General features: G+C 52.0%; 16 protein-coding genes. 9 read left to right on the forward strand and 7 right to left on the reverse strand.

Annotation, left to right across the window (positions count from 1 at the left end):
* Positions 1–14: 14 nt before the first annotated feature.
* The 5 genes from HQN87_RS01740 to HQN87_RS01760 form a co-directional block, all read right to left on the reverse strand.
* Positions 15–770 carry a (2Fe-2S)-binding protein gene (locus HQN87_RS01740; protein ID WP_173126765.1) on the reverse strand — a complete coding sequence of 252 codons (756 nt, stop codon included), beginning with the start codon at positions 768–770 and terminating at the stop codon, positions 15–17.
* A gap of 13 nt (positions 771–783) precedes the next feature.
* On the reverse strand, positions 784–1,746 hold the full coding sequence (locus HQN87_RS01745) for an ABC transporter substrate-binding protein (protein WP_173126768.1): 963 nt from the start codon (positions 1,744–1,746) through the stop codon (positions 784–786).
* A 120-nt stretch (positions 1,747–1,866) separates the two neighbouring features.
* A complete protein-coding gene (locus HQN87_RS01750; RefSeq protein ID WP_173126771.1) occupies positions 1,867–3,513 on the reverse strand; it encodes a helix-turn-helix domain-containing protein in 1,647 nt (548 codons plus the stop codon).
* A gap of 71 nt (positions 3,514–3,584) precedes the next feature.
* Positions 3,585–4,304 carry an SDR family NAD(P)-dependent oxidoreductase gene (locus tag HQN87_RS01755; protein WP_173126774.1) on the reverse strand — a complete coding sequence of 240 codons (720 nt, stop codon included), beginning with the start codon at positions 4,302–4,304 and terminating at the stop codon, positions 3,585–3,587.
* Positions 4,301–5,182, reverse strand: a complete 882-nt coding sequence (locus HQN87_RS01760) for a sulfurtransferase (protein ID WP_173126777.1) — start codon at positions 5,180–5,182, stop codon at positions 4,301–4,303. Before HQN87_RS01760 ends, HQN87_RS01755 begins: the two co-directional genes overlap by 4 nt.
* A gap of 154 nt (positions 5,183–5,336) precedes the next feature.
* Between HQN87_RS01760 and HQN87_RS01765 the strand changes: the two genes are divergently transcribed.
* On the forward strand, positions 5,337–6,302 hold the full coding sequence (locus HQN87_RS01765) for a phosphotransferase enzyme family protein (RefSeq protein WP_173126780.1): 966 nt from the start codon (positions 5,337–5,339) through the stop codon (positions 6,300–6,302).
* Between the two features lie 581 nt (positions 6,303–6,883).
* Here the strand turns inward: HQN87_RS01765 and HQN87_RS01770 are convergent.
* The gene (locus HQN87_RS01770) at positions 6,884–7,255 is read right to left on the reverse strand and encodes a hypothetical protein (protein ID WP_173126783.1); all 372 of its coding nucleotides are present in this window, start codon (positions 7,253–7,255) and stop codon (positions 6,884–6,886) included.
* Between the two features lie 210 nt (positions 7,256–7,465).
* Between HQN87_RS01770 and HQN87_RS01775 the strand changes: the two genes are divergently transcribed.
* Genes HQN87_RS01775 through HQN87_RS01795 form a run of 5 tightly spaced genes read left to right on the forward strand, consistent with a single transcriptional unit; the run spans position 7,466 to position 10,997 of the window.
* The gene (locus HQN87_RS01775) at positions 7,466–8,440 is read left to right on the forward strand and encodes an ABC transporter ATP-binding protein (RefSeq protein WP_173126786.1); all 975 of its coding nucleotides are present in this window, start codon (positions 7,466–7,468) and stop codon (positions 8,438–8,440) included.
* Positions 8,433–9,179, forward strand: a complete 747-nt coding sequence (locus tag HQN87_RS01780; RefSeq protein WP_173126790.1) for an ABC transporter permease — start codon at positions 8,433–8,435, stop codon at positions 9,177–9,179. The genes HQN87_RS01775 and HQN87_RS01780 overlap by 8 nt, the downstream gene beginning before the upstream one ends.
* Positions 9,179–9,562 carry a GntR family transcriptional regulator gene (locus HQN87_RS01785; RefSeq protein ID WP_173126793.1) on the forward strand — a complete coding sequence of 128 codons (384 nt, stop codon included), beginning with the start codon at positions 9,179–9,181 and terminating at the stop codon, positions 9,560–9,562. Before HQN87_RS01780 ends, HQN87_RS01785 begins: the two co-directional genes overlap by 1 nt.
* 5 nt (positions 9,563–9,567) lie before the next feature.
* Positions 9,568–10,269 (forward strand): ABC transporter ATP-binding protein, encoded by a 702-nt coding sequence (locus HQN87_RS01790; protein ID WP_173126797.1) that lies wholly within the window; start codon positions 9,568–9,570, stop codon positions 10,267–10,269.
* On the forward strand, positions 10,263–10,997 hold the full coding sequence (locus HQN87_RS01795; RefSeq protein ID WP_173126800.1) for a hypothetical protein: 735 nt from the start codon (positions 10,263–10,265) through the stop codon (positions 10,995–10,997). The genes HQN87_RS01790 and HQN87_RS01795 overlap by 7 nt, the downstream gene beginning before the upstream one ends.
* A gap of 91 nt (positions 10,998–11,088) precedes the next feature.
* Here the strand turns inward: HQN87_RS01795 and HQN87_RS01800 are convergent, their stop codons facing one another.
* Positions 11,089–11,364: a PilZ domain-containing protein gene (locus HQN87_RS01800; protein ID WP_254075315.1), complete on the reverse strand. Its 276-nt coding sequence runs from the start codon at positions 11,362–11,364 to the stop codon at positions 11,089–11,091.
* Between the two features lie 248 nt (positions 11,365–11,612).
* On the opposite strand from HQN87_RS01800, the gene HQN87_RS01805 reads away from it, so the two are divergent.
* The 3 genes from HQN87_RS01805 to HQN87_RS01815 all read left to right on the forward strand — a co-directional run bounded on the left by HQN87_RS01805 (position 11,613) and on the right by HQN87_RS01815 (position 14,436).
* The gene (locus tag HQN87_RS01805) at positions 11,613–12,218 is read left to right on the forward strand and encodes a pentapeptide repeat-containing protein (protein ID WP_173126806.1); all 606 of its coding nucleotides are present in this window, start codon (positions 11,613–11,615) and stop codon (positions 12,216–12,218) included.
* Between the two features lie 171 nt (positions 12,219–12,389).
* A complete protein-coding gene (locus tag HQN87_RS01810) occupies positions 12,390–14,021 on the forward strand; it encodes a sensor domain-containing diguanylate cyclase (RefSeq protein ID WP_173126809.1) in 1,632 nt (543 codons plus the stop codon).
* 316 nt (positions 14,022–14,337) lie between these two features.
* On the forward strand, positions 14,338–14,436 hold the full coding sequence (locus HQN87_RS01815) for a sporulation protein YjcZ (protein WP_173126812.1): 99 nt from the start codon (positions 14,338–14,340) through the stop codon (positions 14,434–14,436).
* Positions 14,437–14,564 lie beyond the last annotated feature (128 nt).

Genomic DNA, 14,564 nt, shown 5'->3' on the forward strand with positions numbered 1-14,564 from the left:
AGGCTTTATCTTGGTTACTCTGCCGGCAGTATAGGACAACTGCTACAGTAGAATCGATCTGCTCTAAGCTGGTAGGCCAGACAGCAGGTCGCCTTAATGGATATCGTGTGGTGGGGAGGACTGGGGTCCGTTCTGAATCTGGGTATTATGCGGAACGGATTGCTGCGAAGTCCGAAGTCCTCCGGCTTCAGCACCCAGGTCACAGTCTTGAATTGTTCGGCAATCTGAGCGCGGCGGCATTCACTTGCTGCATCTTGGGCTTCCTCTTCCATGAAGGTATACAACTGACTGTATAACTGCTTCCACAGCATCACTGCTTTGGTCTGTGAAGCCTCGGCAAGCGCAGTAATAACAGGACTGACTTCATTCTTATAGAACAGTCCAAGCTCGTCTATGAATTCATTTCCATTACCAGTCCGTGCATAGATACCCTCCCGCTGATCATGGATGAGGAAGGCGAATTCGGGGTACCCCTCCGTACGGAGGAGCTGCACAGACATATTGCTCCGGCACAAGGCAGCAGCCATCGGGTGTCCAGCCGTGAGCAGTGCGGCTTTGGCTCCGCAGATTCCGGCAATCCAGGTGCACAAGATGGCCGCCGCGAGTCGTTTGTTCTCCGTTCCAAGCATCGAAGCATAAGTGCCGAGCAGGTGCTCTGCTGCGGCAGGCTGGCATAATTCAGTAAGTGATAAAGTAATTACTGCATTCTCTACAGCTTCGGGAAAGATGAAGAATCGTTCTGCCCACTGCATGTTTACAGTTTCGCACATCCTGAAATCCCCTTTACTTCGAGTTGCCGCCGAAGGCCCCTAGAACCGCATCAATCGCATAGCGGTTCGCCAGCGGAGACATGCCCAGGTTAAACCAATCCTTGCCCGCCATCATGTACACCTGATTATTCTTGACCGCCTTCATGTTCTTCCACAGAGGGCTGTTCAGCATATCCTCATAGGTTTGCTTCACCTCCGGGCTGTCCTCATTATTCAATTGGAGAATGAGATGATCGGGGTTGTACTCCGGCAACTTCTCCAGGGATATGGATAGTGACGGATCTTTAGCAGGGAAGTTTGGAATCATCTCCAGTCCCAGGGTGGTATGAATAAACTTGCCGCGGTCGATCTGATCCCCATAGAGAACGAAGCTGCCCGGCATAACCATCATATACATCACGGTTTCGTTGCCAACCAGGGCATCTAACTTCAGCTTGGCTTCCGCTTCCTGGGCCTCCAGCTCCTGGATAACCTTCTCTGCAGCTTCCTTCTTGTCCAGCACCTCGGCGATATCCTTCAGTTCATCACGCCAGTCCTGACGCTCGGGCAGCAGAACCGTCGGTGCGATCCCGGATAACTGGTCATAATCCTTGCCTGCCCACCATGCAGGAGCAAGAATAATATCTGGATTGGAGGACAGTATCATTTCAAAATTCGGGGTTTTGGCTATGCCCATTTTCAGCGTATCCTTGAAAGGCTCTTGCAGATAGGTAGGGAATTCTTCCTGGTAATTCTGCACAGCGACGGGCGTAATGCCTAAGGCTTGCAGAAACTCCGGGTAGACTACCGATAGTCCAACGACTCTGGCGGGATGGGCAGGGATCTTAATCTCGCCATTCTCACTATTGACCAGACGAAAGTCCGTTTCTGTTGAAGCTTCTACCTTGGCCTGTCCGGCGTTATTAGAGCAAGCTGCCATTACCATTACCAGCAGAGCGGCCGTGCAGAATGCTATTCCTGTTCTTAGCTGTCGCATGAATTCTATAACCTCCTGAGTGTCGATACCTTACCTCTCACATGAGAGTGAGAATCAATATCACTGTTAGGAGTATAAAACAATCCCTTGGATTCGACTATAGATAATCACGCCAATATTTCATGTCCGATTACGCCACAGTAAGGGCGCCAGGTCCAGAATCATCTCCTGGGTGAACGAGGTATACTCTGTCCAGGGGTAGGGAGGGAGAAGCTCAACACGCGAATATCCGGCGGGATCAGGCCGCTTCAACGACTCCTGATGTTGGATATCTGACCAAATAGCCTGAGACTCAGTATCCTCGTCTACGATCAACAACAGCTTGTCTGTATCCGCAGACATCAGCTCCGCAAGCGTCAAGGTCTGACGGCTTAGCTTGCGGTTAACAAGCGGAGCGGGAATGAACTGCAGATCATCGTAGAACACCTCGCCCAAGCTCCGGTTAGACAACACCGTGAGGGTCTGAGCGGATAGGCGGGCGATAAGAAGCCTGCCCTTGGCAAGTGGATGATCGAGGCTCGCCCGGACGGTCTCGGCTTTGCGCTCATAGGCGGCTAACCAGGCCGCAGCTTCCTGTGACTTGCCGAGGCTGTGCCCGATGAATTCTAATTGCGCGCGCCAATCCATTTGGAGCCGGGGGAGAAGCGGAGCGGGGGCAAGCTCTTGAAGCTGCTGCTGCATGGCGGGACTTAGTGCTTGCTCCAGCCCCAGAATATAATCGGGACGAAGGGAGACAAGCTGCTGTAACCTGTCATTGTCCTCTTGGAGGAGCGGAAGGACCGTACCGGTTCCATATTTACGGCGGTAATATTCTGTCCAGGGATGGTCAGCCGGAGCTGCGCAGGGAATGACATTCAGTGTGAGCAGCGTTCCGATCAGGCTGCCATGGTAAGCAACGATCTTCAGCTTGGTATTCCGCATGAAGGCGGCCGGAGCTACACCCGTAACTTGCTTGAACTTGCGCCGGAAATAAGCAAGATCCTTGTAACCGACATATGCGGCGATATCCTTCAACTCGTAATTCGTATGGGGCAGCATTAGATTTCTTGCTTGTCTGATCCGGCATTCGGTCAGGTATTCAATTGCGCTGAGCCCATATTTCTGCTTGAACAGCCGGATGAAATGCCTTACGCTAATGCCTGCTTCGCCCGCCAGCAGGGTGATTGATAGCTCTTCACGGTAGTGCTGCTCTATGTACAGCTTGACCCGTTCCATAATCGTATCGGTATCGTCAGGCTCAGACTGCCGGGTATCGCTGAGCAGACTGTACAGCAGCTCATAGAATCTGCTCTGGGCAAGCAGCTGCTGTAAGGGGTCCGTGCTGCCCATGGAAGCGGTGATGGCCTCGCAGTGTTTGCTGTATGTAACGGTTGAAGCCACCGCTGCTTCTCCTTCCAGGGGGAAGGGAAGACGGGACTGCGTTGAGCTTAGCTGGTCCGGTTGTTCAGGCAGGTGGCGCTGGGCGAATACATCAAACCGCAGAATGTACACACTCTGTTCGCCTGAACCTTCCAGACAGGCTTCGATTAACTGCCCCGGCAGGCAGACAAAAGCAGCTCCCGCTCTGAGTTCGCCATACTTGCCGTCCACAGTGATCCAGCCCCGGCCCGAAACTGGAATCAGGAGCAGATGCGATTCAAGGAATTGCAGACGGAGCGAACACTCTCCCGTGAGACTGTTGTTCTGCTCGATGCTGCGAAGCCTGAACCACATCTGATTAAGCTGTCCGAAGGTTCCTCCGGGCAGGACGCCGTCCTGATCGTTCAATCCTTGCACCACCTTTTCTTATGCTAGTCGCAGACTCTTGATCCTTGTATGGTCCGGAAGCCGGACTCCGGTTAAGCGTTCATATCCGTGATAGCCGGAATATTGATTTCCTTCACACAGGCTGCGCTGGACAGGCTGACGATACATTTTACGATAGAAACAATATCCTGAAGAGGAATACGTGTGCCGTTATATTCGGCAAGAGCACGGTCCATGCCCTCTGCATACGGAATTTCGGCTGCAAGCTCGCCGGGGTTAAGACATGTCACAGCAATCCTGTCTTGCCGCATATGTTCTCTCAAGGCCTCTGTAATCCCCCGGATGGCAAACTTAGAGGCGACAAAAGAAACCTGTGTGCTATTCGCGTTGCTTAGACCCGCAGTCGAGCCAATCAGAATGATTTTGCCTGCTGCTGATTTCCGGAGAGGGTCGAGCAGGGCCTGTATGCCTACAATAGCGGATGTTATATTCACATGAATCAGACGGCTGATGTCGGCAGGATCGTCCTGATCGAAGGTGTAGTGGTCCTCGAATCCTTCTTTTTCCCAAATCCCCACATTGTAAATGAGCACATCAAGGGTTTCGTTCTGAAGGGCATCGCCGACCCGCTGGGCGGCTTGGAGATCAGCCAGATCTGCCTGTATCCAAATACGTTCCACACCATCGTTCAACTGCAAGTTATCAGGTTTTGTGCGTGAGACTACCCAGACTTTATCACCCTGCTCAGGCAATCCTCTGACAAAAGCATCTCCTAATCCTTTGCTGGCACCAAATACAAGATAGTTTTTCATTGTAAGTCTCCATTTCTATGATTCTCCTCATAGCTAATCCAGTCACTCCAGCTCCCCGCATACAGCCGCACGTTCTTGAATCCGGCCTTCTCCAGCGCCAGCACATTCGGGCAGGCGGTTACGCCGGAGCCGCAATAGACGATGATCTCACGATCCTTAGGAAGTCCGGCAAAATGCTCCGCAAGCTCGTCGGCGCTCTTGAAGCTGCCGTCTGCGTTCTGCGTGTCTTTCCAGAAGAAGTTGACCGCACCGGGGATATGCCCCCCGACCGGGTCCAGGGTCTCATTCTGGCCGAGATAACGGTCATTGGACCGGGAATCAACCAAAACGGGAAGAGCAGAGGATGAATTCGCCGCAGAAGGGTTAGCTTCATCCTTAAGCGTTCTCTGCGAAACACTCCGCACCTCTTCATAACCGGCCAACATCTGCGGCTGCACATTTGGTACAAATGTACTAGGCACCCGCACCGGCTGATGATCTGTCACCGGATATTTCTCAGCCTTCCAGGCACTGAAGCCGCCCTCCAGAATGAATACCTGTTCATGCCCGAGGTAACGCAGCAGCCACCACAGCCGGGCCGCGTTCATGCCGTTCTCATCGTCATAAGCAACAATCCGTGAATCATTGCCGATTCCAAGCTTGCTGAGCCGTGCAGCCAGCACCTCAGGGTCAGGTAGGGGGTGACGTCCACCATGCTCGCGTTCCGGGGAGGACAGATCCAGCTTCAGATCCAGATAGACCGCGCCCGGAATATGCTCTTCTTCATAGCTGTCTCTACCGGCTTCAGGCTGGCCCAGTGTGAAGCGGCAGTCCACGATCGTCTGCTCCGGCTCATAGAGTCTGGCGAGCAGCCAGCGTTTGCTTACAGTAGCATCCATATTTATCCCATCCTTTGTAAGTATGATAAGGAGTATTATAGCTGATAATCCCCGTTCCGCATAACCGCTCTGCTAGTCTGCTAATTTGACACAGTTGCGTTCCGGATTCTACAATGGCTTGAAACCTATCTTACTTCGAGAGGGGCCAATGCCTATGGAAGCCATAATTAGCCGGTTCTGGCCGGAATGGAAGGGTACGCTGCGCAAACGGAGCGGGGGCTGGAATAATACCACCTATTTCGTGGAGAGCGGCGAACGCCGTGCTGTGCTGCGCGTCTATGATACGCATAGAGACCGCAATAAAATAGAGTTCGAGCATACTGTACTTCTGAAGCTGAACGGACAGGATTTGCCGTTTGCAGTCCCTGCTCCGATCCTTAGCATTACAGGGGAAACCATGGTTCAACTGGAAGAAGGCGAAGGGAAATTCGCCTGCCTGTTCGGTTATATTGAAGGGAAATCTCCCTCCGGGCAGGATTCCGGCTTCTATGAATCGTTCGGAGAGTCGGCAGGAGCCTTATCCGCTGTGCTGAGTGAGATGAAGCTGGAGATTCCGGCTGTATACCGGCCTTACTATGAGCTGGAGCGGTCTTATCCGCTGTGTACCCGGGAAGCGCTTCGCGATTGGTTGACCCAGTTACCGGAACCTCTGCAGAAGCTTACACCGGAGTTGAAAGTTCTGGTTGAAGCCTATGAAAGTGTGGCAGACTCACGGGAACAGCTGGAGAACCTGCACCATCAGCTGGTGCATGGCGATTTGAATCCCTCTAACCTGCTGGTGGATGGAGAGAACGGGGAACAGGTGATTGCGCTGCTGGATTTTGAATTCTGCACACGGGATGTCCGGGTTATGGAAGCTGCGGTTATCCTGTCCGGTATGCTCTGTCATGAGGATGAGGAACGGATTATCCGTGATTTCTGGCGGGGTTACAGCCGCAAGATTATGCTTAGCGCGGAGGAATTCATGGCGATTCCAACGCTGATGCTCTTGCGCAAGGTTGATGTGTTCCTGCATTTCGTCACGAGGTACTGGCAAGGAACCGACGAAGTACATGTGTTGCAGGAGCAGATCGCAGTGCTTGCAGCAGAGATCCAACAGATGTCAGGCGGGAAGCTGTAAGGGTAAATACCAGGACCAGGATTAGACCAGCAGCAAAGGCGCTGCGGATAAAGGGCTTGGCTGCTGGTTTGTACTTAATAGCTCGGAAACACTGCGGAGTAAGTCTTGGCAAAACGCGGCGGATGATCTAAGTGGAATTAGTACATTTAATTTATGGCCTCGGGTAGACTTCCTGAAAACAGTTGGATAAACAACACTTAATCAGTCCGATATCTGCTAAAATCCATAGGGTTCGGTGGATTAGTTGTACTTTTTCCAACTGCTGTCCCATAGCGTACTGTTTCGGCAGAATTAAGTGCCTTTTATCCAACTCCGTTAGCGCTCTCCCTCTCGCTTTCGTTATGTAATTGAAGCTGAAATCCGGTTCATCAGTTCTCCTGCGGAAAGCTTTCAGGCGGACGCTATCGCTCCTACAGAACCAAATTCTCCTCAGCCACTTTCCCCTGTTTATGACTATCAAGTTCAATCTATATAGATCTGTTTTTTCCTTGATTACCCCTATTGATGCATTTGAACATGCCAAACAGGGCACCTCCGGCTGGGTGGGACCGGAGTGTGCCCTGTTTAACTTGCAGTTGCTGCTAGATCAACCGGTAACCGGCAGGAAGATTCCCGCTGCTGCGGATATTGCGGATTTGTGCCAGCGTCAGTCTTTGGTTGGTAGAGATAATAGATTCTACATCATTGCCGGAAATAAAGTCGTCCAGATCACGAAGGCTGTGGTTCCCGCGAAGCACGCGGAAGCTGCCTCTGAAGCGGGTTCTGCTGAACAGAACGAGTGTGGCATTGCTGCTGGTGGAGAAGAAGCGGAGGCTTTCGATTCCATCCAGGATATTGTCGGTATTACGGATACCCAGATTGCCCCGGTATATTCTGCTTCTTCCCCGGAAGTTCTCTTCGCTATACACAGTCAGCCGCGGATAAGTCTGCGAGATATGGACCTCTTTGTTCATGAATACTCCTCCTCAGAGCTGGATTGGCAAATGCAGTACGAAACTGTCAGCTGCAATATATTCTATGTATGCGGTTCAAGAATGGTATGGTCGAAACCCCTGATTCGGCAGCCCTGTTTGCAGGGTTCAGGAAAATTTTCACAAACCCTATTTACAGACTTCATATCCTAGTGTACTATTCAACTAACACACCGACACAAGGAGGGCGTCATGAATTCATTCACCCGCAGTAATCAAGGGCTGCCAGGTCCTGGGACAGAACCAGCCGTACTCGAAATGCAAGGCGTCAGTAAAGTAATTAAAGGGAAGGCGATTGTAGATAATCTGAGCTTCGAGATTCGAAGAGGGGAGATTATCGGCCTGCTGGGGCCGAACGGTGCCGGCAAAACGACCACCATCCGTATGATGACCGGCCTTATCCGCTTGAGCAGTGGGGATGTCCTGGTCCATGGGCAGAGCATACAGAAGAATTTCAAGCAGGCTATCTCGCAGATTGGGGCGATTATTGAGAATCCCGAGTTCTATCCGCATATGACTGGCTATGACAATCTGCGGCAGTATTTACGGATGAGCGACGGAGCCGGAGCCTCGCGGATTGATGAGGTCGTGGAGCTGGTTGGACTGCAGGAGGCGATGACCAAGAAGGTTCGGGCGTATTCGCTGGGTATGCGCCAGCGTCTGGGCATCGCTCAGGCCTTGCTGCATTCGCCGAAGCTGCTGATTCTGGATGAGCCAACCAACGGGCTGGACCCCGCCGGAATCCGGGAGATGCGTGATTATATGCGCAAGATTGCTGAGGTCGAGGGCATTGCCATTCTGATCTCCAGTCATATGCTGGCCGAGATTGAACAGATCTGCCACCGCGCGGTGGTCATTCAGAACGGTAAGCTCGTAACGGTTACCCAGCTTGCTGAAGCGCCGGAAGCCCGCAGTGAAGTATCGCTTGCGATCCGGGTAGATAGGCTGGAAGCTGCTCAGACTGTAGCCGAAGCAGTGCAAGGCGTGAAGGTGACCGGAATGGATGAAGCCCGTTCGGAGCTGCATGTGCATCTGCCGGATGGAACCGTGCCGGAGCTTGTGGCGGCGCTTAGTGAGGCCAAGGTCGGGGTATACAGGATCACAGAGAATCGGCAAAGTCTGGAAGAAGATTTCCTGAAATGGACAGGGGGCAACCGCATTGCGTAATTTCAATCTGCTCGTTCTGAATGAATGGCTCAAAATATCCAAGAAACGCAGCCATGTGATTCCATATGTTATCCTGCTGGTGCTCTCGCTGGTAGTCGGCTATATCTCCCATACGTTTGGTACAGATATGTATGCTTCAGCAGCAGAATTCACTTCCGATATGCTGCGCCCCACAGGGATTGGCCAGGTTCTGACCATTCTGGTGATCATCGGGACGGCAGGGATCGTATCCAGGGAATACAGCCAGGGTACGATCAAATTTCTGCTGATCCGTGCACGTAGCCGTACAGCGATCCTGGCTTCCAAATATGTAACGGTGCTGCTCTATACATTGAGTATGCTGCTGGTTGCGGTAGCGGCACTGTTCCTCTCGGGAGTGGTCTTCTATGGCCTCAGTGGAGGCGAAGCGGGAATAAGTACCATTCTTACTTCACTTCTGTACTCTATGGTGTATTGCGCTGTGTACGCCACTATTGGCTTCATGCTGGGCATTCTGACAAAAACAACCGGCGTAACGATTGGCGCGACGATCTTTGCCACTATGATAGACAAAGTGGTCATTCCCCGCGAATTCTACAAATATGTACTGTTTCCGAATCTTGATCTCTCAGCCTATCAGAATGGCGGTGCGCCGATGCAGGGAATGACCCTGAGCTTCTCGATCGTACTGCTATGCGGTTATACCGCGCTGTTCCTGCTTGCGGGCTTTGCGGTATTCAGACGCAGGGATGTTGCTTGATGGGGATCGAATTCGATAACAACCAGCCGATTTATCTCCAGATCATGAATTACATCAAAGGAGAGATTATCACCGGCAAGCTGAAGCCCGGAGACAAAATCCCCTCTGTCCGAGAATTGGCCGCTGAACTGCAGATTAACCCGAATACAGTGCAAAGAACCTTTCAGGAACTGGAGCGTGAGACAATCGTGGAGACCCGCCGCGGGATGGGCAGATATGTGACCGGAAATGAAGAGACGATTCTGACCATCAAGAAGGATATGGCGCAGGATGTGCTGGACCGCTTCATTCGCGGAATGCAGGAGCTGGGCTTCCAGGGTGAAGATATTATAGCTGCCGTAGCGGAGAACGTACATCAGCGGGATCAAGGACAGGGGGATTAAGAAGAGTGGATGAGTTACTCGAAATACAGAATGTGACCAAGCGGTTCGGCTCCCGGCAAGCGCTGAACGAGGTGTCCTTCAGGCTGGGCGCCGGTACCATTACCGGTCTGCTCGGAAGCAACGGCAGCGGAAAAAGCACACTGATGAAGCTGATCGCCGGACTCTCCCGGCCAAGCTCAGGGCGGATCTCCGTTATCGGAGTACCGGTAGGCATGGACAGCAAGTCACTGGTATCCTTCATGCCGGATGTACCGGTCACAGAGTCCTGGATGAAGGTGGGGGATGCGCTAAGATTCCAGCAGGATTTCTATCCGGACTTCGATCAGTCCAAGGCGCTGCGTATGCTGGAGTTCATGAAGCTGCGCACAGAAGACAAGGTGCGGACGTTATCCAAAGGGATGAACGAGCGATTACAGCTGACACTGGCGCTCTCACGCCGGGCCAGATTATACCTGCTGGATGAGCCGATTGGAGGCGTAGATCCCGTGGCAAGGACCAAGATTCTGAATGCCCTGATGGAGTTCTATGAAGAAGACAGCAGTATTCTGCTCTCCACACATCTGGTGACCGATATAGAGCGGATCTTTGATGAGGTGATTTTCCTGAAGGACGGGGAGATTGTACTGCATCATTCCGTAGAGGCACTGAGACAAGAACGCGGGAAGAGTATAGATGAGCTGTTCAGAGAGGTGTTTGCCGAATGCTGAAGCTGTTGAAATATGATCTTAGACGCAGAAGAGAACGCATTCTCGTCTTCATCGTGATCGCGTTATTGATTCAGGCCGGAATGTGGATATCTAGTGCAACGGTGGATATAGGGCTGTTGTCACTGAATATGGCCGGTTACTACGTGCTGGCCATAGCCCTTGTATATATTGCAGTAGCCGGGTATTTCCGCAATCTCAAGTCGTATCAGCGGCAGCTGCTGCCGGTTACTGCGCTGCAGACGGTCTTGTCTCCCATGCTGTTAGCCCTGCTGCTAATTGGGGGAGTCATTATCCTCGGGCTGGTGCAGCTGGGGATATACCGGCTGCTGTACCCGCTTGATTTTCTGCCCGGTAATCTGTTAACGGTTGGCTTCCAAGTGATACTGCGATCCCTCTGGTCCACCGGATTTCTAATGGTTATGGTGATGTTCTCCATTACGGTAGCTTTGAGTTTGCGCATGAAGTGGAGAATCTGGATTGGGGTAGTTATTCTGTTCCTGCTGGAGAACGGGATTGGATATCTGGAGAGGACGCTGTTCGGCACCTATTTTATTGCTCTTGATATGGTTTTTAACTTTGAAATCTACCCGGGGAACCTGCAGTCCGGCAGCGGATTCACCGTTGAGTATGCTGCGGCCAATCCAGGGGCGCTGCTGTTCGAGCTGGCGGCTGCCTGCCTGATGATCTATGGAATGGCGGTGCTGGTGAAGAAGAGAATCGAAGTGTAATAGAGGAGAATAGCATTCTTCATATGTCACGCAAGCAAGGCTCCGAATCAGCCTTGCTTGCGTTTGTGTGCACAATTATACGAATAATCAGTTACAAGCCTTGAGCGCTTCTGCCGCTTGTCCAGATCTCCAGCTCCCGCAGCAGCTGTTCTTCCTCGTGTTCCTGCAGATCAAGCCTTACCCCGTACTGGTATTGCCCAAGGCCATACATCCAGCCCCAGCGGACACTGCCTTCATACTGAAGCTTCTCTTCCGCCAACTGGAAATGTATAATCAGCTTCGTATCACCTGCAGTGAAGCGGAGGTTCAGAGAGGTACGAACCTTACAGCCGGAACGGCTAAGGTCAAGCAGGATACCTTCAGTCAATTTTCCCGCCCCCGGCCCGGAATTGCTGGCAGGGATTTCAAGCCAGCAATCAATAGGCTGGTTCATTACATAACGGAATGGTTCTTTTCTGCTGGAGTCATCCATCATTTACCTCCGCGATTTTATTTGCTATTATATCGGAACGGCCACATTTGGACAATCTCCTAAAGTAGTATTTTTAAAATAACAATAAACTCCGGCAAGACGGAACCTTTGCTCCAATATCCATATCGAGAGGTGTTCAAAACATGTATCAATACCAGAATGAAACTTTTCAAGATCATAATTTCGATTACGCAGCGCTGCAGGACGGAGAAATAAACGGCTGTACCTTTGAACACTGCTCCTTCAGAGGAGCTTCTATGGAAGAAATGACGTCCAGCGGCTGCCGGTTTGTGGATTGTGATTTCACCGGTGCCCTTCTGAATGCCTCGCAGCACATCAATGGTGCGTTCACCAACTGCAAATTTACCGGAGCGAATCTGTTTGTGGCGAAGTTCGAGAATTGTAAGATGGTCGGTTCGGACTTCGCTAATGCCTATATGGACGGGATTACACTGAGCGGAGGGGACTGGGCTTATACGAATCTGCGCCATTTGAATCTGAGCAGGCAGGATCTGCGGGGCATCCGGTTCGCTGAGGCGGACATGCAGGGCTGCAATTTGCAGAAAGCCGATCTGCGCGGAGCGGATTTAAGCCGGGTCCAGCTTGCCCAGTGCAAGCTTACAGGAGCGGACCTTCGGGGGGCCAAGCTGGAAGGCATTGATCTGAAGAGCCTTGATCTGAAGGGGGTACACCTGGATGTAGAGCAAGCGGTGCTGCTGGCCCGCTCTATGGGAGCTAAGGTAGGGTGAAGCGCAACATATCCATTCTGAATTTTAAGAAAAACCGGCAGTGTGCCGGAAGCTATATTATAATTCCGCCGGACTCTTCCGATAAATAAATATCGCCCTTATTCGACACGTGGCAGCAAGACATCTTAGGGGGAGAATTTTGAAGCAGGTCTTCTGAAGAGGAGAATGGAAATGTCATTGAGTCTTCGCACATTATTTTCCACAGCATTCGCGGTTATTATTATTCTGTTGACTGCTCTGCTTAGCTATGTAATCGGCAACCGGGCCACGGACTCCGCCCAAACCGCCATCGGAAGCTCCCTGGCTGCAGAGGCCAGCCGGATGTCCGAGAAGCTCGATCATTTCATGTGGTCGCGTTCCGGTGAAATAGAGGTGCTGAGTAAGCTGAATGCTTTTCAGGAACCGGTGGAGTCGGCAGAAGTGAACGGATTGCTTAATCAGCTGAAGACAAGTCTGCCTGTATTCACCTGGGTGGGGTTTCTTGATCGTACAGGGAATGTTCTGGCTTCCACCGATCACATCCTGCAGGGGACGAACATTAGCCAGAGGCCGGTCTTTCAGGAAGCGCTTAAGGGAACCTTCATCGGGGATGTCCATGATGCGGTGCTGCTCTCCAAGCTGCTGCAGAGTTCTACAGGCGAAGTCCTGCAGTTCGTTGATGTGAGTGTACCGGTCATGGACAAGCAGGGCCGGACAAGCGGCGTACTGGCGGCGCACCTTAGCTGGGAATGGTCGCGTGAAGTCGAGGCCTCCATCGTGAAGCCGCTCAAGGAACGGCTCAAAGGGGTGGAAGTGTTCGTAGTCAGCAAGAAGGATGATACGATCCTGCTCGGCCCTGAAGCACTTGTCGGCAAAAGAATGACGGATGCAGCCTTGCAGGAAGCCCGCAGCGGCAAGAGCTCATGGATGATTGAACAGGAGCACCGCCGGGACTCCTATTTGACCGGATATGCCTACGGTGACGGCTATCTGAATTATCCGGGCCTGGGCTGGACGGTCATCATCCGCCAGCCGGCTGAGATTGCTTTTGCCCCGGTCTATCAGCTTGAACGCTTTATTCTGATCAGCGGGCTGCTCATGGCAGCTGTCTTCGCGGGGATCGGCTGGCTGCTGGCCGGATGGATCAGCCGTCCGCTAAGGAATATTACCCGGACCGCCGATCTGCTCAGCTCCGGTGCCGATGTGGAGATCCCGTCCTCCACCCGGTTCAAGGATGTGGAGATTCTGTCGGCATCCCTGCGGAGCCTCGTGAGTAACCTGACCAAGACGGAGACCAAGCTGAGCTATATGTCGGATATGGCGCTGCATGATAAGCTGACAGGCCTGCCTAACCGCGCGGCGCTGGATGAATTTCTGGCACATGCGGTCAGTAAGGCCAAGCAGAAGCGGACGACGCTCAGTTTTCTATACATGGATCTCGACGGCTTCAAAAAAGTCAATGATTCCTTCGGCCATACGATTGGAGATGCGCTGCTCCAGGAGGTGGCCTTCCGGCTGATGGACTGTACACGGGACAATGAAATTGTTGCCCGGCTGGGCGGGGATGAATTTGTGATTGTTCTCCATACCTCGGCGGGCAAGCCGATGCAGGAAGCGGAGATCGTGGCTTCGCGTATAATCAGCAAGATCAATCAGCCAATTCTGATTATAGGGGAAGAGCTTCGCGTGGGCTGCAGTGTAGGTGCGGCTGTGTGGACTCCTGATGGCGACGATACGACCCAGACGATGCGGCTGGCCGATGAAGCGCTGTATATCTCCAAGCGGAGCGGGAAGAACCGGATCACGTTCGAGGCTGCTTCCTAGCCGTTAGCTTCTGCGTAATCGCTTGCGTGGCTTGGACCACCATTTAATCCACAGAAATCCGTCATCGTCCCGGAAAAATTTAATGCCGGCCCAGCGCAGTGGTGTCCAGAACTCCTTAAAATAATATGCTGGCATAGTAAAATAGTCCCTCCAATATAGTTAATTATTACTAGTTTACGTCAGGATGGAAGATTTAACAATACTCTGCGTGCTTATAATTACCAAATTTCTGTGTTAGCCCAGTTTTTTTGGGACTATAGGCATATGATGTAGAGGAAAGACAAAGCGGGCCAGGTGCTTATAAGGAGGGATTACCATGGGAGTGAATGTCGGCGGTTACGGCCGCTTCGGGACGTCTGCTGCTACAATACTGGTGCTGTTTATTTTGCTGATTATTATCCTCAGTGTATTTTAAAATATAAGAATTTATATGTTGCACACGATAACTTATTCTTATATTTCTCGCTGAAACGAATACCGTCCTTATAAAAGGACGGAAAGCCGTTTCCACTTGGCCTGAGGAGACATAAAGGATATAGAAGA

Origin of the sequence: Paenibacillus tritici (assembly GCF_013204885.1) — a bacterium.
In the GTDB taxonomy this organism is placed as follows: Bacteria; Bacillota; Bacilli; order Paenibacillales; family Paenibacillaceae; genus Paenibacillus_AQ; species Paenibacillus_AQ tritici.